The sequence below is a fragment of the Microcoleus sp. POL10_C6 genome, assembly GCF_036701585.1.
Classification (GTDB): Bacteria; Cyanobacteriota; Cyanobacteriia; order Cyanobacteriales; family Microcoleaceae; genus Microcoleus.
Window position 1 is genome coordinate 1 of the sequence record NZ_JAUBRB010000025.1, and the last position, 26,123, is coordinate 26,123.

General features: G+C 46.7%; 22 protein-coding genes. 8 read left to right on the forward strand and 14 right to left on the reverse strand.

What is annotated here, in order from left to right:
* Positions 1-576: 576 nt before the first annotated feature.
* The 5 genes from QUA34_RS15790 to purS all read right to left on the reverse strand — a co-directional run bounded on the left by QUA34_RS15790 (position 577) and on the right by purS (position 6,691).
* Positions 577-2,292 carry a WD40 repeat domain-containing protein gene (locus tag QUA34_RS15790; RefSeq protein ID WP_333388077.1) on the reverse strand — a complete coding sequence of 572 codons (1,716 nt, stop codon included), beginning with the start codon at positions 2,290-2,292 and terminating at the stop codon, positions 577-579.
* Complete coding sequence (locus QUA34_RS15795; RefSeq protein ID WP_333388080.1) at positions 2,289-4,340, reverse strand: ATP-binding protein; 2,052 nt, start codon at positions 4,338-4,340, stop codon at positions 2,289-2,291. The genes QUA34_RS15790 and QUA34_RS15795 overlap by 4 nt, the downstream gene beginning before the upstream one ends.
* A 159-nt stretch (positions 4,341-4,499) precedes the next feature.
* Entirely contained in the window at positions 4,500-5,282 is a 783-nt protein-coding gene (locus tag QUA34_RS15800) for a DUF4058 family protein (RefSeq protein ID WP_333323017.1), read from the reverse strand.
* Between the two features lie 138 nt (positions 5,283-5,420).
* Complete coding sequence (gene purQ / locus QUA34_RS15805) at positions 5,421-6,122, reverse strand: phosphoribosylformylglycinamidine synthase subunit PurQ (RefSeq protein WP_333074590.1); 702 nt, start codon at positions 6,120-6,122, stop codon at positions 5,421-5,423.
* Between the two features lie 284 nt (positions 6,123-6,406).
* Positions 6,407-6,691: a phosphoribosylformylglycinamidine synthase subunit PurS gene (gene purS, locus QUA34_RS15810; protein ID WP_333042010.1), complete on the reverse strand. Its 285-nt coding sequence runs from the start codon at positions 6,689-6,691 to the stop codon at positions 6,407-6,409.
* Between the two features lie 142 nt (positions 6,692-6,833).
* Here purS and QUA34_RS15815 point away from each other — a divergent pair, with 142 nt between their 5' ends.
* Positions 6,834-7,226 carry a Fur family transcriptional regulator gene (locus tag QUA34_RS15815; protein ID WP_333323018.1) on the forward strand — a complete coding sequence of 131 codons (393 nt, stop codon included), beginning with the start codon at positions 6,834-6,836 and terminating at the stop codon, positions 7,224-7,226.
* A 295-nt stretch (positions 7,227-7,521) separates the two neighbouring features.
* On the opposite strand, the gene QUA34_RS15820 is transcribed toward QUA34_RS15815, so the two are convergent.
* The 3 genes from QUA34_RS15820 to QUA34_RS15830 all read right to left on the reverse strand — a co-directional run bounded on the left by QUA34_RS15820 (position 7,522) and on the right by QUA34_RS15830 (position 10,447).
* Entirely contained in the window at positions 7,522-9,732 is a 2,211-nt protein-coding gene (locus QUA34_RS15820; protein WP_333388084.1) for a peptidase domain-containing ABC transporter, read from the reverse strand.
* A gap of 135 nt (positions 9,733-9,867) precedes the next feature.
* Entirely contained in the window at positions 9,868-10,050 is a 183-nt protein-coding gene (locus QUA34_RS15825; protein WP_333388087.1) for a hypothetical protein, read from the reverse strand.
* A gap of 169 nt (positions 10,051-10,219) precedes the next feature.
* A complete protein-coding gene (locus QUA34_RS15830; RefSeq protein ID WP_333388089.1) occupies positions 10,220-10,447 on the reverse strand; it encodes a secretion protein HlyD in 228 nt (75 codons plus the stop codon).
* 334 nt (positions 10,448-10,781) lie between these two features.
* Here QUA34_RS15830 and QUA34_RS15835 point away from each other — a divergent pair, with 334 nt between their 5' ends.
* The 4 genes from QUA34_RS15835 (at position 10,782) to QUA34_RS15850 (ending at position 16,005) form a co-directional block, all read left to right on the forward strand.
* Complete coding sequence (locus QUA34_RS15835; protein ID WP_333388092.1) at positions 10,782-11,897, forward strand: HlyD family efflux transporter periplasmic adaptor subunit; 1,116 nt, start codon at positions 10,782-10,784, stop codon at positions 11,895-11,897.
* A 197-nt stretch (positions 11,898-12,094) separates the two neighbouring features.
* Positions 12,095-13,105 (forward strand): tryptophan--tRNA ligase, encoded by a 1,011-nt coding sequence (gene trpS / locus QUA34_RS15840; RefSeq protein ID WP_333388095.1) that lies wholly within the window; start codon positions 12,095-12,097, stop codon positions 13,103-13,105.
* Between the two features lie 131 nt (positions 13,106-13,236).
* Positions 13,237-14,127, forward strand: a complete 891-nt coding sequence (locus QUA34_RS15845; protein ID WP_333388098.1) for a methylenetetrahydrofolate reductase — start codon at positions 13,237-13,239, stop codon at positions 14,125-14,127.
* A gap of 258 nt (positions 14,128-14,385) precedes the next feature.
* The gene (locus QUA34_RS15850) at positions 14,386-16,005 is read left to right on the forward strand and encodes a mucoidy inhibitor MuiA family protein (RefSeq protein WP_333388101.1); all 1,620 of its coding nucleotides are present in this window, start codon (positions 14,386-14,388) and stop codon (positions 16,003-16,005) included.
* Positions 16,006-16,095: 90 nt separating this feature from the next.
* Here the strand turns inward: QUA34_RS15850 and QUA34_RS15855 are convergent, their stop codons facing one another.
* The 5 genes from QUA34_RS15855 to ebsA form a co-directional block, all read right to left on the reverse strand.
* Positions 16,096-16,587 (reverse strand): YajQ family cyclic di-GMP-binding protein, encoded by a 492-nt coding sequence (locus QUA34_RS15855; protein WP_333050086.1) that lies wholly within the window; start codon positions 16,585-16,587, stop codon positions 16,096-16,098.
* Positions 16,588-16,727: 140 nt separating this feature from the next.
* Positions 16,728-17,144 carry an MAPEG family protein gene (locus QUA34_RS15860; RefSeq protein WP_333055489.1) on the reverse strand — a complete coding sequence of 139 codons (417 nt, stop codon included), beginning with the start codon at positions 17,142-17,144 and terminating at the stop codon, positions 16,728-16,730.
* Between the two features lie 15 nt (positions 17,145-17,159).
* Positions 17,160-17,663: a DNA recombination-mediator protein A gene (locus QUA34_RS15865; protein WP_190744281.1), complete on the reverse strand. Its 504-nt coding sequence runs from the start codon at positions 17,661-17,663 to the stop codon at positions 17,160-17,162.
* Between the two features lie 278 nt (positions 17,664-17,941).
* Positions 17,942-19,039 carry a phosphotransacetylase family protein gene (locus QUA34_RS15870; RefSeq protein ID WP_333388104.1) on the reverse strand — a complete coding sequence of 366 codons (1,098 nt, stop codon included), beginning with the start codon at positions 19,037-19,039 and terminating at the stop codon, positions 17,942-17,944.
* A 1,376-nt stretch (positions 19,040-20,415) separates the two neighbouring features.
* Positions 20,416-20,790, reverse strand: a complete 375-nt coding sequence (ebsA, locus tag QUA34_RS15875; protein WP_190737140.1) for a type IV pilus biogenesis protein EbsA — start codon at positions 20,788-20,790, stop codon at positions 20,416-20,418.
* Positions 20,791-21,036: 246 nt separating this feature from the next.
* Between ebsA and QUA34_RS15880 the strand changes: the two genes are divergently transcribed.
* The 3 genes from QUA34_RS15880 to QUA34_RS15890 all read left to right on the forward strand — a co-directional run bounded on the left by QUA34_RS15880 (position 21,037) and on the right by QUA34_RS15890 (position 25,101).
* Positions 21,037-22,554 carry a glycosyltransferase family 2 protein gene (locus QUA34_RS15880; RefSeq protein WP_333388107.1) on the forward strand — a complete coding sequence of 506 codons (1,518 nt, stop codon included), beginning with the start codon at positions 21,037-21,039 and terminating at the stop codon, positions 22,552-22,554.
* A gap of 337 nt (positions 22,555-22,891) precedes the next feature.
* The gene (locus QUA34_RS15885; protein WP_333323034.1) at positions 22,892-24,121 is read left to right on the forward strand and encodes a succinate--CoA ligase subunit beta; all 1,230 of its coding nucleotides are present in this window, start codon (positions 22,892-22,894) and stop codon (positions 24,119-24,121) included.
* Positions 24,122-24,204: 83 nt separating this feature from the next.
* On the forward strand, positions 24,205-25,101 hold the full coding sequence (locus tag QUA34_RS15890) for a CoA-binding protein (protein ID WP_333388109.1): 897 nt from the start codon (positions 24,205-24,207) through the stop codon (positions 25,099-25,101).
* Positions 25,102-25,244: 143 nt separating this feature from the next.
* On the opposite strand, the gene QUA34_RS15895 is transcribed toward QUA34_RS15890, so the two are convergent.
* On the reverse strand, positions 25,245-25,946 hold the full coding sequence (locus QUA34_RS15895) for an alpha/beta hydrolase (RefSeq protein ID WP_333388111.1): 702 nt from the start codon (positions 25,944-25,946) through the stop codon (positions 25,245-25,247).
* Between the last annotated feature and the right edge of the window lie 177 nt (positions 25,947-26,123).

A 26,123-nucleotide genomic window follows, 5' to 3' on the forward strand; every position in this document is an offset into this window, starting at 1 on the left:
ATTTTAAATCACCCTAACCTTCCTTCAGTCTTGTCTTATGGTACTCTGGCTGCTTAAAAACTGTCCGGAGTATTGTTACAAAAACAACTGACGCAAACCCCGTTTATTTTACTCACAATCTTTTTGAACCTGATAGAATCCGAGAAACAAGTAACGATCGCACTAATCGGGTTCCCATTAATCACTTATTGGTGAACAACTTATTGCCTGATCGCACATTTCTCTCAAATTCGATCGCCCATCAACCCAAAAATCCGATCGCCCCAATCAACACAAAAATTCGCTCGCACATTTCTCTCAAATTAGATCGCCCGATCAACAAAAAACCCGATCGCCCATAAACCCAAAAATCCGATCGCCCCAATCAACACAAAAATTCGATCGCACATTTCTCTCAACTTCGATCGCCCTGAAACTCGCTACATTAGGACTTACGATGGAGGCCGAGAAACCGGGTTTTTGACGACCATACTTTGTTGCAGCCCACAGATTCGGTAAAAACCCGGTTTCTTTGGTGGGAGTGCGTAAGTCCCGTACACAAAAAATTAGATCGCCCGAATCGACCCAAAAATCCGATTATCGCCCGCCGCTAACTCCCTCCAATCGCAGGAAATGCACCCGGCCCGACGAATCCCCCGCTACAACTGTCACTCCATCAGGCAAAATTGCACAGCAATTGAAGCTAGAATCTCCGCTGAAACTAGCAATTTCTTTGCCACTAAGCAAATCCCAGATTTTTAGGGTGTTATCCCTAGAAGCGGAAATCGCAGTTTTGCCGTCGGGTGCGAGATCCACTGCATATACCGAGTCAGTATGACCGGTGAGGGTTCTAACTTCCGTACCTGTCTCGGTGTCCCAGATTTTCAGGGTTTTATCCGGTGAAGCGGAAATAGCTGTTTTGCCGTCTGGTGCGAGATCCACTGCATTTACCCAGTAAGTATGAGGGGTGAGGGTTCTAACTTCGGTACCTGTCTTGGTGTCCCAGATTTTCAGGGTGTTATCGTCTGAAGTGGAAATCGCTGTCAGGCCGTCTGGTGCGATCGCCACTGTATTTACCGAGTCAGTATGACGGGTGAGGGTTCTAACTTTCTTACCTGTCTCGGTGTCCCAAATTTTCAGGGTTTTATCCCTAGAAGCGGAAATCGCTGTCTTCCCGTCGGGTGCGATCGCCACTGCATTTACCAAGTCAGTATGACCGGTGAGGGTTCTAACTTCCGTACCTGTCTCGGTGTCCCAGATTTTCAGGGTGTTATCGTGTGAAACGGAAATCGCAGTTTTGCCGTCTGGTGCGATCGCCACTGCTTTTACGAAGTTAGTATGACCCGTGAGGGTTCTAACTTCCGTACCTGTCTCGGTGTCCCAGATTTTCAGGGTGTCATCCCCTTCCCCTGAAGCGAAAATCACGGTTTTGCCGTCTGGTGCGATCGCCACTGCTATTACCAAGTAAGTATGACCGGTGAGGGTTCTAACTTCCGTACCTGTCTCGGTGTCCCAGATTTTCAGGGTTATATCGTGTGAAGCGGAAATCGCGGTTTTGCCGTCTGGTGCGATCGCCACTGCTGCTACCATGTCACTATGACGGGTGAGGGTTCTAACTTCGGTACCTGTCTCAGTGTCCCAGATTTTCAGGGTTTTATCGTGTGAAGCGGAAATCACGGTTTTGCCGTCTGGTGCGATCGCCACTGCATTTACCGAGTCAGTATGACCGGTGAGGGTTCTAACTTCCGTACCTGTCTCGGTGTCCCAGATTTTCAGGGTGTTATCGTCTGAAGCGGAAATCGCAGTTTTGCCGTCTGGTGCGATCGCCACTGCTCTTACCGAGTTAGTATGACCGGTGAGGGTTCTCAGACATCCTTCTCCGGGCCGCTCTAAATTAGCCCTCAAAGGCCGCAGCCAAAGACTATTTTTCGACTGCTTGGCTTGTTCCAGCAACCCCTGAATATCAGTTATTTCAAAATCTAGCAACCTCCCAAATAATTGCCCTGCCAGTTGCGTTTTATCTTTTTCCAAAATGTGCGCCGACTTGCGAATTGCCCCTTGAATCAAATTCAGCGTTTGCGTTTGCCCCTCCGACAGCAAAACATCTGCATTTCTCCCTAAATCGTAATCCTCAATTAGCGGCTGCACCCCCAACAATTTTAACTTCGCCTCAATAAAACCAAAATCCGTCACCCAACGATAATAACGGTTGAAATCTCCCCCAATTTCAATGAAATCCCTGGGTTGATGCTTCAACAAATATTCTCGCTCCGATTTACTTTGCTCCGCCAACCACACACCCAAATCGCTCATAGCGGTGCTCCTTCTATCCTGTTATTCATACCTTGGCGGTTAAGTTCTTCAACATTAACCCCCGCAGATTGCACGGTTTCATCTTTTGCCAGAAACTCGCGAAAACTGTTGTGATAAATGCTGTAGCGAATTTCGCCGCTGACTTGCTGCTGCCGCAAAAATGAATCCCATTTCTTGAGTACCTGCTGTACTTTTAAATCTGTCTCGCCTACGGATTTAGCAATCCAGCCGCGAGAAACAGCTTCGCGCGCTTTCGATATCACGTAGATAATCTTAACTTTCATCTCCAACAGCGGATCGTCTTCCCTGCCCATCATCTGTGCCCAATGCTTCCGATAATATCCTGTCAACTCCCTAGGCAAATCTTCCAAAGAAACATCCCTGTACTCGCCGTTTTCGATATCATTCAGCACGTAGCGGAGATACATAAAATTGTTCTGGCTTTTTTGGGCCACCGCCCCCACAAAATGTTCCCGGCTCAAATCATGACTGGCAATCCAATTCTGAATGGAGGCGCTATTGCTGGTGCGTTTTGCAATATAAGCCTTCGTATCTTCCAGACTTGCTGCATCGTACTGCATCAAATCAAACACCCGATCATTCTTCGTCGTCGGCAAAAGCAAAGATTCCGGCCGCTTGGAAACAATAAAGTAAACGTTATCCGGCAAAACGTCCGGCAAATAAAGAACGTTGCTGCCGCTGCTTTGCAAACTCAAATCGACTTCATCGAGGGCATCTACCACAAAAATCAACTTTTTCCCGCCCAATGTAGCGCTGACTTCCCCCAACAGCCGCCCTAAAAAATTGCCGTTTGCCGTCGCATTTTCCGGCAGTTGCGGATACTTATCCCTGAGTTTAAAGCCATCAATTAATTGAAGGCAGGCATTTTCCAGAAAAGTTTTGGCATCAACAATCCCGTCGGATCGCGAGTTAAAATGAGTAACGCAGCGGCGTCTCATCATCAACACGCACTGCGCCAGAATTGAACTTTTCCCGACACCCGGTTCTGCTTCTAAAACAAAATAGCCTTTCCGATTGGTTTGCAAGAAACGACCAATTTCTTCAAATACAAACTTGCGCCCGGTAAAGTCTTTAGTCCGGTCTTCAATAATCGTCTCGGACTTCAAAGAAATCGGCAATCGGGGCGCGGAAGTATCGATAAATGTTTGCAGCAATTCCCGAACTTGCGCCAAATTGTCGATGCCAATTTCTATCGCTGACAATTTCACCATCACTTGACAAATCTGCTGCCCAGTTGCCACGGCCTCCAACTTTTGCAGAATTTCCCCATTTTGCAGCCCCAAATCTCTCAGTTCTGCCAAAGCAATTTGGTGCAGATTCAACTGCATCGCCGCAAACTTTTCTCCTCCCTTCGCCGCATCCTGTTTCAGCACTCCGCAGTACGCTTTGGGGAAAGTTGCGTACAGCTTGTCCGCCACAAATTCCACAATTTCCGCATCGAAGGATTTGCCCTCGCTGGCCGCGAATTCGTTGACGAAAGTTGCCCAATCTGCCGTTGTCAATCCGGTAACTCGATCGAACTCCTCGGCATCGGCAGAAAAAATCTTGGTTAACTGGTCTTCGGAAATATTTAAACCCCTTGACAAGTCGGATGTATTCGTGTTAATATCCCGCCAGTATTCAGGAGTTTTCTCTGCTAATTGACTGAGTGCTGTTTCTGGATAAGGCAAATTTTTGGTTTCGGCGATCGCAATTAGGCGATCGGACTTGGCAACCTCTCTCAAAATATAGCCGATCGCCTCACCCGCCGCCTTAATCAAATCGTGATTATCGAGAATCCTCGGATTTTTGCTCAACCGTTCCGTCATCCGATTTCCGAGGTCATTAGCCGCGATATTCCCCGCTATACCACTAGCAATCGCTGCTAAAATAGAAACTCCCCCAACTGCGATCGGGCCGCCGATCATACCCGCTGCTGCTTGAGTTGCCGGATTGGCGATCGCGCTTGAAATAAGTTGCCCGACAGCCATCACCGCACTGCATCCAATTACCCTAGTTTTAAAATTAGCTAAGTCCATTACCGGCATAAAATAAATATTCCTCTTTTAAATAGTTGGTAGTAATTATATCTTGCCGGCTGCCGTTTAGTCCGTCACTGCGAAATTTTCAAGTGGATTTAGAGATTGTCGAGCGCGACTAACCCTACGATATAAACTAAAATATAATTAATTATCTCGAAGTTCTTTTTATTGCAAAATTTGGGTAGCCCAAACCCGATCTTCTTCCGATAGAGACGGTACGGGTTCTCGATTATAGTCGATCCGATAATCATAGCCAGCGCGATCGTAAATACCTGCAAATATTTCTGGTAAATTAACAATAGGTTCTACATCTTCCTCGCGCAATGGAAGCGGAAATATAGGTAGAGAATCGCGGAGATTAAAAGCATAAAGTTCGGCAAACGGACGGCGATTACTGGGACTGACCAAAATCCGATAATCGCTTTGAATAGAATTATTAAGAATGGGCATAGATTCCCATTTTCGTAGTAAATCAATTTCGACTAAATTGGTTAAGCTACCTAAAATACTCTGGCGTTTTTTGAGATAAGTAATTCTTCCTTCTCCACTACGTTTGTTCACAGGAGAAAGAATTTCAATTGCGGTGACAACTTGTTTGGTTGCCATTTCTCGCACTTCCAGGTAAGTCTGTTTAATTTTTTCAGGAGCAGGCACTTTAACCGTAGTCGGAAGTGTTATACTTACAGTAGCAACTGAACCTGTAGGAATATTCGGGTTATTAGATTGACGCTTAATCGCGACATCGGGGATACCTACTAAAAGGGACTCGTCGTTACTTTCATTTAAATCGGTAATTTCATAGATGCGTTTGTCAATTGCCACCTCATATTTAGGGCGAATTTGAGGCATGATGGTATCAGCGATCGCGATAATCAATCGATTGTGAGTTTCCTGCCAGAAATCGGGGTGTTCTAAGTAGGGGTCCATTCCAGGAAAAGGTGAAGGCATAGGACTGTTTTCCGATGTATTGACTTTCAAATCATTTTAGCATTTTTAATTTTGTAGGGTGCGTCGCTGCGAGATTTTCGAGTTTCCCTACAAGAGTGACGCACCCTACGGTATCTACAACTATGTCGTAAATATCAACTACAAAACAGCAGCAACACTTGCCATCAACAACCCTTGAAACAATTTAACCCCATCAGTTTCGCCCAACATCGGATCGGATGCCCTCTCAGGATGCGGCATCATTCCTAATACATTGCCTTGGCGGTTGCAAATACCGGCAATATTATTTAACGAACCGTTGGGATTGCCAGCATCGCTAATTTTGCCCGCCGGAGTACAGTAGCGAAACAGGACTTGCTTGTGCTCTTCTAGTTCTGCTAAAGTATCGGCATCGGCATAATAGTTTCCTTCACCGTGGGCGATCGGCAAATCGATGATTTCACCCGTAGTATAAGCGGCAGTCCAACGAGTATTACCGCGCTCGACTTTCAAAGAAGCGCGATCGCAAATAAAATTCAATCCCGCATTCCGCACCAGAGCACCGGGCAACAAACCAGCTTCAGTCAACACCTGAAAACCGTTGCAGATGCCTAATACAAGCTTTCCTTGTTTCGCGTGTTCCGCAGTAGCCCGCATCGCCGGAGAAAAACGGGCGATCGCGCCGCACCGCAAATAATCTCCGTAACTGAAACCACCGGGAATTACAATGATGTCAATATCCGAAATATCGGTATCTTCGTGCCAAATCATCCGCGTCGGTTGGTGGAGTAACCCTTGAGTCACCCACACCACATCGCGATCGCAATTTGAACCCGGAAAAACAATAACTCCAAATTTCATAAGCTGAAGGAAGAAGGAAGTTCGGCAACAGATTTTGTAACGGATGTAACGGATGGAAGGAAGAAGCAAGAAGTGTCAACTTAAGACTAAAATCTTATGTTTCTCTCGCTTGTATCTAAGTCTAGATCCCCCTACATCCCCCTTAAGAAGGGGAGTAGGGGTTGACTTTGAATGCTGTTGTCCCCGCTTTTTAACAAAGACTTTGAAAACCCTCTTGTCCCCCCCTTATTAAGGGGGGTTAGGGGGGATCTCCGGGTTTAAAAACACCCTAGGGACGATCGCATTTATGCGGCCGCTGTTTCCACAGCAACAGGAATTTCAGTCAAATCAAAGCGATAATTCTCAATCACTGGATTGGCCAAAAGTTGGTCGCAAACGCGATCGAGTTGTTCGCGGGCCTCCGACTCACCAGCAGCAGTCAGCGTCAATTCAACGTACTTCCCGATTCGCACACGCTCAACATTGTCGTATCCCATGTGTTGCAAACCAGACTGTACGGCAGTGCCGGCGGGATCTAAAACCGAAGGGCGGAGGGTAACATAGATTTGGGCAAGATATTTCTGAGTCACGGGAATGTTGCGGTAGGTGATGTGAAAGTTAGCCCCATTGTATTCTACAACCGAGCTGCGCGCCGATCGCCATTTGGTTCGCCCAAGTAAGATAGCCTAGAAATAGGGACAGATTTGACTCTAGCAGATTACACAAAAAATTATGAGAACCAACCGCACCCGCAGTCAGGAGCGTATTTTACATTTGCTCAAGCACTTGAATCGATCGCTCTCAGCGCAAGATATCTACTTAGAACTGCGTAACAGCGACCACAGCATGGGCCTAGCAACAGTTTACCGCTCCCTCGACGGTTTAAAGCGAGAGGGGTTCGTTCACGTCAGAACCCTTGCTAGTGGCGAATCTCTCTACGGTGCCGCCCACCAAGACCAACATCACTTAACTTGTCTGGAATGTGGCGCGTCAATTATGATCGACGAATGTCCCGTCCACCACTTAGAAAGCCAACTACAACAATCTCATTCTTTCAAAATTTATTATCACACTTTGGAGTTTTTCGGATTGTGCGATCGATGTACTTTGGCTCAAGAATCTTAGAGAAGTTATTAGTCATGAGTGATCTCAATTCCGGTTGCACTCATCATAAATGTTGACTGTTGACTGTTGACTGTTGACGGGCGGGTCGAAAAACAGAATAGTTGAGTGTTAACTGTTGACTCGATTTTATGATTCCGATGCAACCGCCAACGATATAGCAATCCTCGGATCATTTGTGAATTTCTTACTTTCTCCCCGCGGGTTCGGGGAGGGTTGGGGTAGGGTGCTTTCATTGAGATGCTCCCGGTGTTGTTTGTGTAGCGACAGATTTAAACCTGTTGTTTTATTAACTCGCTCAAGGATGCAAAAACTCTAAATGGTCTCCTGGAATCGATCGCAATTTTGCAGCCGATCCTTGCAGTTTCAACCGACCGCGTTCTAACATGATAATCCAATCGGCGCGATCGATCACTCGCGGCCTGTGACTGATAAAAATCGTCGTTTTCCCGTGCCGGTACATCAACAAATTTTCTAAGACTTCCGCTTCGCTTGCGGGGTCAAGCCCTGCGGTAGATTCGTCTAAAATCAATACAGGCGGGTTGTTGAGAATGGCGCGGGCGATCGCCAATCTTTGTCTTTGTCCGCCAGAAATATTCGCTCCAAACTCCCCTAAAACAGTTTGATATTTATCCGGCAATTGGCTGATAAATTCATCCGCTCCCGCAATTTTGCAGACTTTAACAATCTGTTCAAAGCTGATATCTGGACTGCCCAAACGAAAATTTTCGAGAATCGAACGGCTCCAAAAATGCGCTTCTTGAGGAACCAATACTACCTGCTGTCTGAGACTGTCTAGAGACAAATCCTGCAAGTTGTAGCCGCCAATTCTAATATTACCAGATTGCAGCGGGTACAGACCAGCAATTACTTTTGCTAGCGTACTTTTTCCGCAGCCGGAGTGACCGATTAAAGCAATTGCTTGACCGCCGGGAAACGTAACGGAAAAATTTTCCAGCAAGTCAAGTCGACCGGGGTAGTGAAAATTAACACCCTTGCAAACAATACCGTCGCGGTCTTGAATAGTTACAAAAGGTTTATTCGTATCGTCTTTAGTTTCCGGTTCAGCATCGATAACTTCCGACAGCCGTTGAGTAGCTGTCTGCACGCGAGTCATTTCATCAGTAAATCCTACTAGCGAATTCACCCAAGTAGTAACGTTTTGATTCATACTAATAAACGCTAGCAACTGACCGATACTCAATACCTTGTCAATCACCAAACCGCTACCAAGCCACAGCAGAGTAATGCTGCCAGCAGAGGCAACAAAACCAGAAAATATATTGTTGAGAATGCCAATTTGTGTAGTGCGGAAAGTGAGCTTTGCTAAGCGACCGAAGCGGGTTTGAAATTCTTCCCAAAGTTGCTGACCGCTGCTAGTAGTTTTGACAGTCAGCGCGCCTTTAAAAGTTTCTACTAAAACGCCTTGAGTTTCTGCTTCCAGTACAAATAAACTGCGCGTTTTTTGCTGCAATACGGGCAGAAATACCACTGTAGAGGCAGTCATTAACAGAGCTATAGCTGTAGCTGCTAAAGTCAGTTCTTTGCTGTAAAATAACATAAAAATAAAAGAAACTACAGCGATAAAAAATTGACTAGGCAAGCTGATAGCGACTTGAGAAACTAATTTATTTATTTCTTGGATATCTTGTAATCTACTGACGATTTCGCCACTGCGTCTGGTTTCGTAAAAGCTCAAAGGCAATCGCAGGAATTTGCGCGCAAATTCCATCACCAATCCCAATTCTAAACGCTGGGAAAACTGAGCAATTAAGTTCGACTCTACCAATCCTAAACTGCTGCTAAAAAGGTTCATAACTATAACTGCGATCGCCACACTCGCCAGGAGTTGTCTGTCGCCCCGCACCAGGATGTCGTCGGTGAGCAGTTGAACGAGAAAAGGCGAAGAAATCGACAGCAAACCCAACACCACATTCAGCAAAAATGCTTCCATTAAAATCGGGCGATAAATCCCAATCCGGCGCATCCATTTTTGTAAGGAATTGGCGGGTGGTTGGCCCTCTGCGGCCGCAAAAAACCGCTCAGCATCGGGTTCTACTAGCAAGCACAGCCAATCTGTCCAAGCTGCTGCTAATTCTGCTTTAGAAACATAGCGCATACCGACAGCCGGATCGCCGATCGCATATTTGTCGCCCTGCTTTCCGTACAAAACAACCCAGTGATAACCACTCCAGTGAATAATTGCCGGTAAAGGCGCTTCCTCAATTTGGTCTAAAATAGCAGCCGCAGCTCGCACGGATCGAGCATTAAAGCCGATCGCCTCAGCACCTTGTTTCAAGCCCAGCAGAGTCGTCCCTTTTTGGCCGGTGCCGGCACATTCTCGCAAGCGGCTAATAGTAAAATTTTGTCCGTAAAATTTCGCGATCGAAGCCAAACAAGCCGCCCCGCAATCTTCTTCGCTCTGCTGGAGAACAACCTGATATTTCTTAAACCTGTTAACTTGTCCGAATAATGGCATTTTGCCGATCAAAGGGATGTTCTTTAACATTTTGCGAAATGAATAATGGTAGAGCATAAAGAAGATTACTCATCACCAACTACCCAATCAGCAAAAAGCACCCATAAAGTTATGGGTGCTTTCTCGATTCCACAGTTATAGATCTGAATTGACTAGCACTAAACTTTAGTAGTAGGCGTAGCGGACTACTCTTCTGTATGAACCGTCGCAATTCCGGCGGTACACGACCCAACTGCGCCGCTGCCGCTGACAATTGTATCGATTGGCATAATAGTGACCGCCGTTGACGCTAGCTGATTCTTCAGGGGTGAGTTCAGCAAACAGTGAATTGTCCTTTGCTTCTTTCATGATTTGACTCCGTTTAAGTTAATAAAATTGAAGGGAAACTAGAAATATTATTTAATTTCTAGATTCTCGTGTAAATACTGAGTAATACTTCTTGTAGTCCTGTACAACATCCGGAATACTACGGATAAATTTTCAAAATTTACTTTATCGCACAACTTGACTCAGCTATCTAAACCACTAGGGTTTTGTAACCGCGATCAAGGTTCGGATTGTACAGATAAAGCTGGCTAGGCTGCGGCAGGAAAAACAGCATAGTGAGACCCTCGCGGCGGCTGTTATCCGTCTCGCTGTTGCTTTTAGCACCGCTAACACCGCTGGTAATGCTGCCACCGTTGACAGTAGCAGATTCTCCATCGGTTAGTTCGATGAAGAGTGAACCTTCTTGATTTTCTGACATAAATAACTCCTCTTAATACCTATGTACTTACTTACTACCTACGCATACAGGAAAAACCCGGTAACAGTGCCAAAACTCATGGCGGAAACGCCGTATTTTCAGGACAGTAGCCCGCTGGCTTCACTCCTTTTCATATTTGGCGAAGTTTGTGGGTGGGAACGGCAAAGCTGTGCGGATTTTTACCTTTACCCTGTGAATTTTGATTTAGACTTCTAAACCGGTACTTGGTTTCCGGAAAGCTGATCATAAAAGTGACAAAACAAATCAGCGAGCTCTCCCTCCTCTCCAACTCAAAACTCCAAACTCCAAACTATTCCCCTCTCCCCCAGCCGCCATGTCTCTGACTCCCGAAGCCACACCCGCTGAAACCTTTGATAACGACCAGTTTTTGCCCCCTGTCAGCCGCTGGACGACTTTGGGCGGCATTTTGATGGTGGCGACCTTTGGCGGGGTGATTGCCCTCGCTAGCGTCACCAAATACAGCGCTACAGTCAAAGCAGACGCGATCGTCCGTCCAGCCGGAGAAGTGCGCCTCGTGCAAGCCGCCACCGAAGGAACCGTCGAAAGCATTGCTGTCAGCGAGAATCAGACAGTAAAAGAAGGAGATGCGATCGCAGTTGTAGACGCTTCGCGTTTGGGCGCTCAACAACAGCAGTTACAAGAAATCATTAATCAGTCTCAAACAGCAGCACAGCAAATCAACCAGCAACTGCGCGACTTAGAAAACCAAATTTTGGCCAGCGCTCAATTTAAAAGCATCGAAAGTGAAAGTTCCGCCCAACAGGAATTAATCGAATCCGCTTTAGTTAAATTCGCCACATCGCTGCCGGATGTCGCCGAGAGACTGGGCCGAAGTCGGCGGGTTTTGCTCGTCAAGCGATCGTCCATTCAACAACAATTAATTCAAGCTAAAAAAGAACTCAATCAAATTGAGTTAAAACTAGAAAATAGCGTGATCCGCACGCCCACGGATGGTACAATTCTCAGATTGGAAGTACGAAATACTGGTCAAACCGTACAAGCCGGCAGTGCGATCGCCCAAATTGTCCCCAGCGACGTACCCCTGGTAGTCAAAGCCAAGGTGACATCCCAAGACATCGCCCGCATCCAAATCGGCCAACCCGTACAGATCAGGATTTCGGCTTTGCCTTTCCCCGATTACGGCACATTAAAAGGAACTGTCAGCGAAATCGCCCCAGATGCGATCGCCCCTCAAAATCCCACTAATAATTTAGGTACAGCTTATTACGAAGTGGCAATTAAGCCTGAACAAACTTATTTAACAAAACTCAAATCCACCAACGGCCAATTCTTCGGAAACTCCCCGGCTAATGTGCCCCGCCAGTATTCGATTCAATCGGGAATGGAAGGCAGAGCCGATATTATTACGGGCGAAGAAACTGTTCTGACATTTATTTTGCGGAAAGCAAGGTTGCTGACAGATTGGTAATTAGTCAGTTGTCAGTCGTCAGTCGTCAGTTGTCAGTTGTTCGTTGTTAGTTGTCAGCAGTTAACAGTCAACAGTCAGCAGTCAACAGTCAACAGTCAGCAGTCAGCAGTCAACAGTCAACCGCCAGAAAATTAGAAGCCCTGAAATTGAAATAACGTGTCAATATAGAAATGTGAGTTTAATTCTATTCTTTCCTCATGGGCAAACAGCGCGTTCTTTCTGGAGTTCAGCCAACAGGCAATCTTCACCTCGGCAATTATCTCGGTGCCATTCGCAACTGGGTAGAAGGTCAAAGTCAGTACGAAAATTACTTCTGCGTAGTCGATTTGCACGCAATTACCGCACCGCACAATCCAGCAACTCTAGCCTCCGACACTTACACGATCGCCGCACTGTATTTAGCTTGCGGCATCGATTTAGAATATTCTACTATTTTCGTGCAATCCCACGTCTCGGCACACACAGAACTAGCATGGCTGCTCAACTGTATTACGCCGATTAACTGGCTCGAAGATATGATTCAGTTTAAAGAAAAAGCAATTAAACAAGGTGAAAATGTCAATGCAGGCTTGCTAAATTATCCCGTGTTAATGGCAGCAGACATTTTGCTTTACGATGCCGACAAAGTGCCAGTGGGAGAAGACCAAAAACAGCATTTGGAACTCACCCGCGATATTGTCATCAGATTAAATCACCAATTCGGCACACCCGAAAAGCCAGTATTGAAACTTCCCGAACCGTTAATTCGGACTGACGGTGCGAGGGTGATGAGTTTGACAGATGGCACGCGCAAAATGTCGAAATCTGACCCTTCCGAACAAAGTCGAATTAATTTATTGGATTCGCCAGATGCGATCGCCAAAAAAATCAAGCGCTGCAAAACCGATGCCGTGCGGGGTTTGACATTTGACGACCCCGATCGCCCCGAAGCTAGAAATTTGCTGACACTTTATCTCCTGCTTTCCGGCAAATCTAAGGAAGGAGTAGCAGCGGAGTGTGAAAACATGGGTTGGGGAGATTTTAAACCCTTGCTGACAGAGACGACAATTAATGCCCTCAAACCAATTCAGGATAAATACAAGGAAATAATGGACGATCCGGGATATTTAGAGTCTGTACTACGTCGCGGAAGAGAACAAGCAGAAGCTATTGCTAATCAAACTCTAACTAAGGTTAAGACAGCTTTCGGTTATTCTTTACCTGTTTAGTGGTTTGTGGTTAGTTGTTATTGGTTACTGGTTAAGAATGACAACTGCCAACTACCCACTAACAACTGCCAACTGTCAACTAACAACTGTCAACTGTCAAATAACAAATAACCAATAACAGACAAATAATCATGAACCGTTTTCGCACAGCCTGCACCACCCCCGGAGAATTTATAATTACCGCCGAAGTTGCCCCGCCAAAAGGTGGCGACATGACTCACACAATTCAAATGGCTGAACGCCTCAAAAACCGAGTGCACGCCATTAATATCACCGACGGGAGTCGCGCAGTGATGCGAATGTGCCCCCTAGCAGTTTCGGCAATTTTAGTGCAGCACGGAATTGAGCCAATTTGTCAAGTTGCTTGTCGCGATCGCAATCAAATTGGTCTGCAAGCGGATCTCATGGGAGCCCACGCTTTAGGCATTCGCAATGTATTAGCACTTACAGGTGATCCCGTCAAAGCGGGCGACCATCCTAAAGCAAAAAGTGTATTCGACTTTGAATCAGTACGACTGTTACAAGTCATTCAAAAAATGAACGGCGGCTTAGACTGGAATGACAAACCTTTAACAGACGGATTTACTGATTTATTTGTCGGTGCTGCCGTCGATCCGCAATGCCCCAGTTGGTCTGGTTTGCAAAGTCGATTTGAGAAAAAAGTAGAGGCTGGAGCACAGTTTTTTCAGAGTCAATTAATTACAAATTTTGAAGTTTTGGATAAGTTTATGCACCACGTTGCTGCAGGCTGCAACAAGCCAGTTTTAGCAGGAATATTTTTGTTTAAATCAGCTAAAAATGCTGAATTTATTAAAAAATACGTGCCGGGAGTTCACATCCCACAAGAGACGATCGATCGTTTAGCAAAATCTCCAGAACCCTTGCAGGAAGGCATAAAAATTGCTGCCGAACAAGTCAAGCTAGCGCGGCAGATTTGTCAAGGAGTTCACATGATGGCTGTCAAACGAGAAGATTTAATTCCTCAAATTTTGGATTTGGCAGGAATCGAGCCACTGAGCTAAAATTAACCCACGGGGCGGGTTTTATTAACTATTAATGCCTAACATTAACGATCTCATAAACCTGCCCACCCCCGCGCTAGCATTTTGAACATCAAACTGTAGGGGCAGGTTTGACCAACCATCAAGGTGTAAAAGTAATGATCTCGTAAACCCGGCCTCCTCCGTTGTAGATAATCCAATAACTTCTGAGTTTGATTAATAAACTACTTTGAAAAATGCACGATCGACTAAACGGTTATTAAATAGGAGCAACTAACAATGACTGACTCAGAAATACTTAATTCTGATACCATTAAAACACTAAATACTAGCATATCCAAAGTTACAGTTTACACCGATCGCGCTTTGGTAACGCGCCGCGGTACGGTATCTCTGACAGGAAACGAGCGAGAATTGGCGATCGCCTCTGTACCCGCAACCCTCGAAACAGAGTCAGTCAGGGCCACGGGTGCGGGTACGGTTGCAGTGCGATTGCTGGGAGTGCGAACCGAAAGAGTGTTTAGCAGCGAACCAGTAGGCGATCGCACTTCCGAATTAACCCAACAAATTAAGGAGTTACAAACCCAAAGACGGGGAATTAACGACAAAATAACCGCCCGAAAAATTCAGCTCCAATTTGTGGAAGGTTTGAGCGAAAAAAGCGTCGGTTTCTTTTCCAGCAGCATCGCCAAACAGCAGGTAGGTTTAAACGAAACTGGCGAATTGCTCAATTTTTTAGGAACTAATTACCTAAAATATGTAAGTGCGATCGCCCAACACGAAAAACAGCAGCGCGAAATAGACAAGCAAATAAAAGCTTTGCAGCAGCAGTTGGGGCAAGTACAAACTCCCCATTCGCAGCAAAGTTTTAACATCATTGTTGCCATTGAACCCAGTGGCAGCGGCAATTTTGAACTAGAAGTTTCCTATGTAGTCACGCGAGCCCGTTGGACTCCCCTTTACGACTTGCGAGTAAACACTACCAACAACCAAATTAATCTCAATTACCTAGCCGAAGTCAATCAAAATACAGGCGAAGATTGGACGGGAGTAGCGCTGACTTTATCTACAGCAAAACCCGGAATGGGAACTCTCCCACCAAAACTAGAACCTTGGTATATTGATAAAACCGAGCCAAAGCAATTTTTTGGTAGGGGTTCATCAGAGAATGATTTTTTAGACCTAGAAGAGGTATTATCTGAAGGTTTTGCAGGCCGTTCACGCTCCATAACACGAGCGCCCCTAGCAGCTCAAATAGTCACAGCCCAAGTATCTAGAGAAGGCGGTACAGTCTCATTTCAAGTAGGCGGAAGTACCAAGATTCCCAGCGACGGCACACCGCACAAAGTTACTATTTTCTGCGAAAATTATCCCTTTAAACCTGAATATATTGCAGTTCCGCGCTTAGTCAGTTTTGCCTATTTGCAAGCAGTTGTTGTGAATCCGCTGACAGGTGCAACTCTTCTGCCCGGTAAAGCAAATATCTTTCGCGACAACACTTTTGTCGGCAGTGTGCAGTTAGAAAATGTTTCACCAGGGCAAGAATATAAACTGAATTTAGGAATAGATGAAGGGTTGAAAATAGAGCGGGAATTAGTGGAAAGACAAGTAGATAAAAAACTGATCGGTCAGCAGAGGCGCACGAGTTACGCTTATCGCTTAAATGTGACAAACTTGCATCAGGTGCAAGTACACCTGACACTACAAGAGCAATTGCCAGTCAGCCGTAATGAACAAATTAAAGTGCGATCGACTCTCACTAATCCGAAGATAGTAGCAGGTGAAATGGGACTGCTAGAATGGATAATGTCTCTGCCGCCGCAAGCAAAGCAAGAGTTATATTACCAGTTTGTTGTCGAACATCCTCCCGACTTAACAGTCACGGGTTTAGATATTTAATATTAAGTAGGTAAAAAGTTGTTTCTAATCAGGACTTTAGTCCTTATTCGCTAGAACTATGAGGACTGAAGTCCTGAGAAACTATCAAATCTAGCGGTAATTTGTAAACTGCAAAGCCATCGGATAATCTTCTTGCTTCAACCGTTGAATTACCAACTGCAAATCATCCTTATCCTTAGCCGAAACGCGCACTGCATCACCTTGAATCGAGCCTTGAATCTTTTTAAACTCATCTCGAATTAATTTAGTGATTTTCTTGGCAATTTCCTGGTCAATCCCTTTTTTCAGTTTGATTTCTTGGCGTACTCTAGTACCACTAGCAGCTTCAATTTTCCCATAATCAAAAATTTTCAGAGACAAATTGCGCTTGGCGGCTTTAGTTTGCAAAACAGTGTGAATCGCGTCGAGAGTAAATTCACTGTCGGTATTCACCGTAATTGATTCTGCGCCCAATTCTACAGTGGTTTTGGTATCTTTCAAGTCGTAGCGGCTTTGAATTTCTCGCGTTGTTTGGTCAACAGCATTGACTAATTCTTGCCGATCGAACTCGCTGACAATATCAAAGGAATAACTAGCAGCCATAAATTAGTAATTGGTAATGGGGCATTGGGCATTGGCCAAACAGGGCATTGGGCATTGGGCATTGGCCAAACAGGGCATTGGGCATTAACAACTAACCAATAACCAATAACCAATAACCAATAACCAATGACTACTGAAAATTAGCCGTTAACAGCCATTAAACTGAAATAGAATAAAGAAACAGTGCAAGAAGAACTAATCGCAAACATGAGCGATCGCCCCAGCGGCACATTCAGAATATAGAAAACCGAAAACAACAACCGGGCGATCGTAAAAGCGATCGCAGCCCAACCTGCCGGTTCCGAATCTACCCCCGTCACAAAAGCCATCAAAGCCGCCGCTGAAAACAGCATAAACGTCTCAAACGAATTTTGGTGAGCCCAAGTTGCCCGCTGAGCGTAAGCAGGCAACCTCTCAAACATAGCGCGGGGGGCTGCTTGGTCATAGCCTAGCTGCAAGCGGGCGAACGCAACCACCAAAAACGGTGCGTAAACCAGCGCAGCAGCAGCAGCAATACAATCAAGCAGAATAACCGACACAGGTAATCCCAACAGCATCATCCGCCTCGCAGTTCAATCAAAATAGAACAGAGTAACTACCTTGCGCTGTTCCTCCGCATCCTGGCAAGTTTTCAGCAAAGTGTGGCTTTCGTGAAAAGCAAAACAGATCAGTTGCTGACAGCGAGAAATAATCTCCTGATTGCACATAGCGCTTGCTTCCGGGAGAGACAAGCTATCATTTTTGGGATTTTCTACCAAATGTATCACTTGTTCGAGTTGGTCGCGAGACTCCCGGGGCTGGCGACTCATACTTTGTGGCAAAATCACCGTCAGCAGATTAGGATCTGCTCGCATTGCCCCCCGAATTGCGGCTGAATTGGTGCCTGTAGCGCCAGAAGTGATGAGCTGATTGCCTCCCAGAACTATGGCGTAGCTCAGCATCTCAATTAGCTGCTGGTGGGTAATAGGAACGTGGCGAGAACCCAAAAGAGCAATCCGCTTGGAGCCGGTTTGCTGGATCGCCGCAAGTTCTTGTAAAAAATCATCTACTCTGGGTAGCTCAATTGATTGACTCAAAGAATTTATTAAATTAAATAAAACTACGTTGTGGATTTTAGCAGACTCACTAGCCATTGCCGCCAAAAAGAAGTTAAGAATTGCTGATTTACCAGATCAGACTAGAGGAGCGGCAGATTTGAGGAAGCCAGAAGGCAGAATGTCTCAAGACATTCGGCAGCCGGAGTTCAAGGTAGAATTCAAGAAAAATTGAGAATTTAAGAATTTTAGCTTTTTATTTATTTAAACAAAAAATTCTCTCTGCCGAATACCTTCTTCCCTCAGCTCCGGCTCTCTTATTAATGGACTCGATCGCTCAGGCCCAAGGATGCCATCATGCCATCAAGGTCAAAATGTTCTGCCATTAGCTGAGTAACGCATTCCACCTTGATCGGTTCGTGCAGGCGCACGCTGCCAAAGGTGCTGTCGATAATTTCCACCGTGGTTAAGGTATCCAAATCAACAGACAACACCGGAATTTCCATTTCTTCTGCCCTGCCAATCACCAGGGGAGAAGGAGGCAAGTGGCCTGTCAAAATTAAGCACTGAGTCGAGCTTTCCAGAGCCGCGAGCTGAATGTCCGTGCGATCGCCCCCCGTCACCACCGCCATATTTCTCGCTTTGCGGAAATACTTCAGAGCCGAGCTAACATTCATCGCGCCAATTGTCAAGGTTTCCACCATCAAGTCCAAACGGTCTTTACGGCAGAGCACATCAGCTTTCAATTGGTGCACCAATTCTTTGACGCTGACACTTCGCAGCAAAGCACTTCTCGGCAGCATTCCCAAAACTGGAATACCCGCAGCCTCCAGAAAAGGCCGCACAGTCGCCGTTACGGATTCGAGTTTGTCCGTGGGAACGTCATTGAGTACCACGCCGAGCAACCGCGAACCCAAACGCTGTTTAGCCGACAGCAAATCGTCTACATACAGATCGATCGGGCGGGCTACCAACAACACAGAGGCATCAACTGCCTCAGCGACTTGAACCAAAGACAAGTCAAACAGACTACCTTCCTCCAAATTAGCTGGGCCTTCTAACAGCACCAAGTCTCCGCTGGGAGCTTGCAAATATTGTGCTAAAGACTGGCGGTAATCTGTCTTGTCTTCTCCCCGCAAACGCTTGTGAACCGTCTCTTCATCCAAATACAGCAGTGTTGACGGCATCTGACTTTCTGAGAGCTTCAGCGTCTCTACCGCGAACCGCACGTCTTCCTCCTCGATCCCACCTCCCTCGGAGCTGAAACAGGTTCCCAGAGGTTTGCCGTAGGCGACGGCCAGCCCCTTGTCCCGGAGTCCGAGTGCCATCCCCAGGGCGATGGCAGACTTGCCACTGTAAGCTTTTGTGGAACCGATCAGCAAATATTTAGTCAATTTGGGTACGCCTTCAATCCTCAATTTGCACCTGTCTATTTCAATAAATTTAGTTTTTTCTACAGTATTTCTGAACTGCGACTCAATTTGGCAATACTATTATACTCGATTTTGTCGCTTTTGGGCAGATTGTTTTTTTGCGTAAAATTTTTATTCACCTGTTCGCAACCCTTTTCTTCCCATTCTTTTTACTTGATTTTGGAAAAGCAGTTTTTAAATTGTTTGTTTAACCAGCCGTTTTTAATAATGATTTATCGCCCATTATTCCTTTAAAAACCGATTTTAATTATAAAAACTTTTAGCCATTCTTATTACTAATCTTAGATATAAACACCGACTTTTATAAAATAAAAATAATAGGTAGTAGAAGTGGATGATTTCACTATAAAGCACCTATTGAGAGGGCTTGGTGCAGTTTTTGTTTGGTATATAGCAATCATCGCATCATTTGTGAATTTCTTACCCACTCCCCTTCGTAAGGGGAGGGTGCGGGTGGGTAAAAAAAATACGACTCATTTAGGATTGTTATAATACAGCTATTTTGTAGGAATAAAGCCCGGTGCTTGCCTTCTCATTTTTGCCTATAATTGAAAATCGATAGGTTGTATTATTAGTTATTGATTATTAGTGCTATCGCCAGCGTTCAAACTGAGCGGTGGCACTGCGAGCAATAAGCTGCTTAGAATCGGGCTTATAGCTTCTAAACACATAAATTGTCTGGCGGCGTGGGCTGGCATTTCGGCAGCCCAAAGCCTGATGGCAATGCTAGCCCGATCGCAGTTCAAGGGCTGTAGATTGAGTTTCCTTGGGCGGATCTACAGCCCTTTCTTCTCAGTTACCGAGTCGCAAAATTTGAACGAAATCGGACGGCGCGATTCGCCTCACGGCGATAGCTTCGCTCGCGCGTACTCGCACAGTACCAATATCCGAAATAGGTTTTTGCGCTTGTCCCACAACAAATACAGCAGTTTTCAATTGGATGAAATACAGGTAGGGACTCAGGCTTTGCCTAAGTCCCTACGAGAAATCCGTATCACGCTCAACAGAAAACTGCTGTAGATTTACTTTAGGAATAGGGATAAGTGCTGACACCCAAAGGGATTATTGAGAATGATCCAAAAACTCACTCTTTCCGCTTCTCAAATAGGGCTGGCGCACCAATCATGTAATGTTGCCGTCGTGGCTTTACACTATTGGTGCGCCAGTTATAGCGCCCCTCAATCGATTTTAGATTTTAGATTTTAGATTTTAGATTGAAGAAAGCAACCGCACTGATAAATCCGGGGGCTTGCGCTCCGGATTCGGAGCTTTTTTCTCACTCCCCCAATCAATCCGGGGGCCCCGGATTAAATTGCTTGATTGTCAATTGCGGACTTTTGGGAGTGCGGCTGCGGTGAAAGTTATTCATCCATTCGCATCAGCTTGCGGTAAAACGTTTTAGAAAAATCGACAGTACGAGTTCGCTGAAAAGTCAGAAGTACCTCAATTAAGCAACTAACAAACTCAGAGCTTTGCATAGTCACTTCGTAGCTGAGTTCAGCATTGCCGTCAAACAACACCCGACAGCGGGTTAAATCGATCGGCAGCGACGAGATATTCCAGCTAGCGACAAACGGCACGCTCTCCCCGCCGTCAATTTTTCTTGCCCCCTCCAAGGTTTTGAGCTTGTAGAGGCCAATAGCGTGCGGTAAAAACTTGCGCCTGGGCTCTTGACAGAAAGGCGCGTAGACTTTCACTTCTTTGTCATCGGCTGGCTTCAGTTGAGGAATAGACATATTTCCACCTCAGACAATTATTACTAACAGATAGTTTAGATCCCCTGAAAAAACTAGCAGATATTCCAGGTCGATCGCAAGCAAAAGTCAACCCAAATACTCTATGCAGTACCCGTTTACCAATACCGTACAAACACCTAACCCGCTGGTTGTCCTCCCGTCCGCTTTCGACAAAAGCCCAGAAACTGATACAGTAGATGCTTATATCTAAAATCAAAAACTATTGGTGGTTGAATCAAGTAACCTATGCAGGAGAGTTCTTGGCCAGAAAACGACGCTCGCAGCGAGCTTAACTTGGACATCTCTGATTTAGCTCAAGAAGAGCTCAAGAGTTTGACCTCGAACTCGAAGCTCAGCAAAGTATTTGCTATACCAGACATTGGCGACAGGGTGTTTGACGCGGAAACAAAAGCAGAGCTCCCGGTTGCGGTGTCTGTGCCGGGAACTCCCTCTTTTCCTCAAAATCTGTACCGGGGACGGCGCGGAAAAGCCGCCGCAGTGCTGACTGCGATTTGGGCCGGCACGATCGCCCTGCACTTGATTTCTTGGGGTGCGTGGGTAGTGTGGGGGTTGACGGGACTGCTGTGGATGCAAGCATTTCGAGTGTTGTTTGCGGAACCCAAGCCCGCACTGCCGCCTCTTGCCGATGAAAGTCGAGAGGATTGGCCTTATGTGTCGCTGCTGGTGGCGGCGAAAAATGAGGAAGCGGTGATTGCCCGATTCGTAGAATCGATCTGCAATGTAGATTATCCGATCGACCGCTACGAAGTTTGGGCGATCGACGATCACAGCAGCGACGCCACGCCGCTAGTATTGGAACAGCTAACCAAAAAGTACCCCCAGCTCAAAGTATTTCGCAGAGGAGCAAATGCCAGCGGCGGCAAGTCGGGAGCACTGAATCAAGTGTTACCACTGACTCGCGGGGAATTTGTGGGAATATTTGACGCCGACGCGACGGTAACGCCAGACTTGCTGCGCCGGGTGCTGCCAGTGTTCAATGGAGAAAAGGTAGGGGCTGTGCAAGTCAGAAAAGCCATCGCCAATGCTTCGGTAAATTTTTGGACTCGTGGCCAAGAAGCAGAAATGGCTCTCGACAGTTTTTTCCAACAGCAGCGGATTGCGATCGGCGGCATTGGAGAATTGCGCGGTAACGGCCAATTCATGCGCCGCACCGCCTTGGAAAGCTGCGGAGGCTGGAACGAGGAGACGATTACCGACGACCTGGATTTGACGGTGAGGCTGCACCTAGACCGATGGGACATTGAATTTCTCGCTTTCCCAGCCGTGTCAGAAGAAGGAGTCACTAACGCTCGCGCTCTGTGGCACCAGCGCAATCGCTGGGCAGAAGGTGGCTATCAGCGTTATCTTGACTACTGGCGGCTAATTTTGCGGAACCGCATGGGAACTGGGAAAACTTGGGATTTATTTGGATTTTGGGTATCTCAATATTTCTTACCCACAGTAGCCCTGCCCGACTTTGTGATGTCAATTGCGCTGCGCCGGATGCCGATCGCCAGTCCCATAACTTTTATGACCCTTACATTGTCGGTGGTGGGAATGTTTGTCGGTTTGCGTCGCACTCGCAAAGAGACCAAATTTGACGTAAGGCGAGTTTTTGTCACCTGGCTGCAAACGCTGCGGGGTACTGTGTATATGTTCCACTGGCTGCTGGTAGGGACTGTAACGGCTCGGATTGCGGTACGGCCCAAGCGGCTCAAATGGGTCAAAACCGTCCATCAAGGCGCTGTTAATAGCATCAAGTAAACAATTCGCAGAAATATCTCGGCACAGTATCGCCGAACGCCCGAAGATTTTCTGAGACAAAAAAACACCAACGCTCGCCAAATATCTCCCCGCCAGAGCCTAAGAGTAAAATGTGGAAATTCCGAGAAAAAAACACTTTGAAACAGCTTAGGTAATAGGTAATCGGCGAGCGGTAATAGCGAATAAGTAATCGGCAATACAAAAGTCTAAAATTAAAAGATAAAAGCGAGAATTTTTAACTTTTAACTTGACAAAAAACCAATTACTATCTATTAATTATGAATTGCCAATTAGGACGAATTGCTTGTTGCCAACTACCCGTCACCCGTAATTGATAATGGATTTGTTAGAGTACCAAGCTAAATCTTTATTTCGACAGATGGCAATTCCGATTTTGCCGTCGCAGCGGATTGACAATCCCGCCGACCTCAAAGGACTGAAAATTCCTTACCCCGTTGTACTCAAATCGCAAGTGCGGGCTGGGGGACGGGGCAGGGCGGGCGGTATCAAGTTTGTAGAAAATACGATCGATGCAGTAGCTGCCGCCCAAACAATTTTTAATTTGCCGATCGAGGATGAATATCCCCAAGTCCTGCTGGCAGAAGCAAAGTACAACGCCGACCAAGAATTGTACTTAGCGGTACTCCTAGACCCCGTAGCCCGTCGCCCGGTGCTTCTGGGATCGAGACAAGGAGGTATGGATGTCGAAGGGTCGATCGAGCAAATGCAGCAAGTTGCCGTAGATCAAGAATTTTCCCCATTCTACGCGAGGCGTCTCACGCTGAAAATGGGATTGCAGGGAGACTTGATTCAATCGGTGAGCACCATTGTCGAAAAAATGTACCGGCTGTTTGTCGAAAAAGATTTAGACCTAGTAGAAATCAATCCTCTCGGCATCAGTCCAAGGGGAGAGGTAATGGCTTTAGACGGTAAAGTCACCGCCAACGACGATGCCTTGGGACGACATCCAGATTTGGCAGCACTCTCGGAGAAGAAGCTCTTGGGCGGGTTGGCACGGGAAAGAAGAAGTCCCCATGCTGCGGGCGATCGCTCCCATTCCCAGTCCAAAGTTCAGCAGTCGCCGGAGTTTGACCCCAAATCTAAATCCCCAATCTCGAATTCCGAATCCCTGCAATTAATCGAACTAGACGGGAATATCGCGATTTTGTGCAACGGAGTGGGCCTGACAATGGCAACTTTAGATGCTGTAACCCACCAAGGAGGAAAACCCGCTAATTTTGTGAATATTGGTTCCCTAGACCGCTACTATGCAGCAAATGCCCTGCGCGATCGCGTGGAGTTGGGTCTGGAGTTAGTCGCTCAGGATAAAAGCGTTAAGGTGATACTTGTAAATATTTTGGGCAGCGCCTCCAAGACCGAGGAAATAATTGCTGCAGTAGCCGTCTATTTGGAACGGAAAGCTCGCGCTAACCGCCACATCCAAATTGTGCTGCGGCTGGTAGAGATCGATGCTGATGCTGTTAAAAAGCGTTTGGGACAGTTGCCGGTGCAGTTAGCTAGCACTTTGGATGAGGCCGCGGCCGCTTCTGTATCCTCCGCCAAGTAGCGGCAGTCGATCGGCAAAAAACGAGATTTCTGTACAGATGAAGGCCTTCTGCTTTTAACAGATCGAGTGTCAAGTGGGAAAAAATGAATTTAACTCCTGAAAGCAAAGTCCTAGTACAGGGCATTACAGAATCTCCCGCGTCCACCCGCGCCGCCCTGATGATGAAAGCATACGGCACGAATGTAGTCGCCGGTGTTAGTCCCGGTCGGGGGGGGCAGGAAGTGGAGGGAATTCCGATTTTTGATTTGGTAGAACAAGCAGTGGCGGCAGTGGGTCACGTTGACACTGCGGTAATTTTGGTAGACGCTTACTCGGTGCTGGATGCTGCTTTAGAAGCGATCGCCGGAGGAATTCGGCAAATCGCGATCGTTACTGGGGGAGTGCCTCCTCTGGATATGGTGCACTTAGTCAGAAAAGCAGAAGCCACCGAAACTTTGGTAATCGGGCCCAACAGTCCGGGGATTATTGTGCCCGACAAACTGCTGCTGGGAACTCACCCCAAGGAATTCTACACTCCCGGCCCGGTGGGAGTGATCAGCCGCAGCAGCACTTTGACTTACGAAGTTGCCCTAGAACTGACGGAGGCTGGGTTGGGACAGTCGATGGCGGTTTGTATTGGCTGCGACGCGATTGTCGGTTCTTCTTTTATGCAGTGGCTGCAAATTTTGGACGAAGACGACAGTACCGAAGCGATGGTTTTAGTGGGGGAAGTTGGCGGGTGGAGTGAACAAGCTGCTGCTTCTTACATCGCTTCGGCGATCGACAAACCCGTGGTTGCTTATCTGGCCGGCCGCTACGCTCCCAAGGGGCCGTCTTTGGGCCACGCCGGCATCCTGATCAGTTCTCGGGCGGCTGCCCAGAAAGCCTTTGGAGTTACGGCCCCAAACAAAATGGCTGCCTTTGAAGAGGCGGACATACCTGTGGCGGCTCGACCTTCAGAGATTCCTAAATTGCTCAAAAAATTGCTAAAGAAAAATTGATTGCTTTGGGAATTTCCACAAAAGTCCTAACCCTTTTGGGGGTTGGGATAGGGGTAGGGCGGGGGCAGGTTTGGTCTCAAAAGTGTCTGCAGAATGCCACAACAGCCGCTTCAACCCGCCTTTATGAGACATTTATGATTTTTTTACCAAAGCCCTCTGACCGGCGTCACAGGCTGCGGTGCGGGTGCTGGCAAGGGGGCGGCGCGGCGCGGCGCTGGAGGCGGAGTTGTGGGCTGCACGCTGCGGCGAGGTTCGATCGGGCTTTCGGGGCTAGTTGTTTCACTTGTGCGAGTTGTCGATCGCGTCACATCTTGAAGCAGGCTTCGCAGAGTTCCGGCTATACTCTGAACTTTCCCAAAAGCGGTGCGAAGGCTGGCAACATCTACGTAAACCTCGTTGAGAGGATACTTTTTCAGGATTTCTAGCAGCGATACCTTACCGTCATCCCCGGATGCCAGGATCACCGCTGCCCGCAAAGCTTTCCCACTTTCTGTGCGGCGCTGAGTCCGAATTGCTTGACCGATGTCGTCAGTGATTTTTTCTCCCGGAGTGCTGTAAACTACCCTCGCCAGATTAGCAGGCTTTAAACCAATTTCTAAACCCATGAACCCCCGCAGTATTTGCGGGTCCATTTTGGAGAACCGGATAATTTGTTGGAGGGTTGGCGTCGTCGTGCCGTTTTTAGCAAATTCTTCTAAGTCGCTGACATTGATGGCTTGTCTGATCGGGCCAAATGTGAGGACAACTTTTTCTGCCCCTAATGCTCTACTGCTGCTAGATAATATGCTCCCGCTTGTTCCTAAAAGTAGGACAATGCCGATCGATACAAATTTTGTTAATTTCATATTCACCGCTACATTAAAATTATTTTTTCTTTCGAGATTTGTACATTTTTGTACATTATAGATGCAGCAGTTATATTCTACAAGATCCCCAGTGTAATTTGTGCCTCCGTCACACCCACAATCTCGACCGAGACTTTTTCTTATCTTGACTTTAAGAATAAGTAACCATATCTGCCG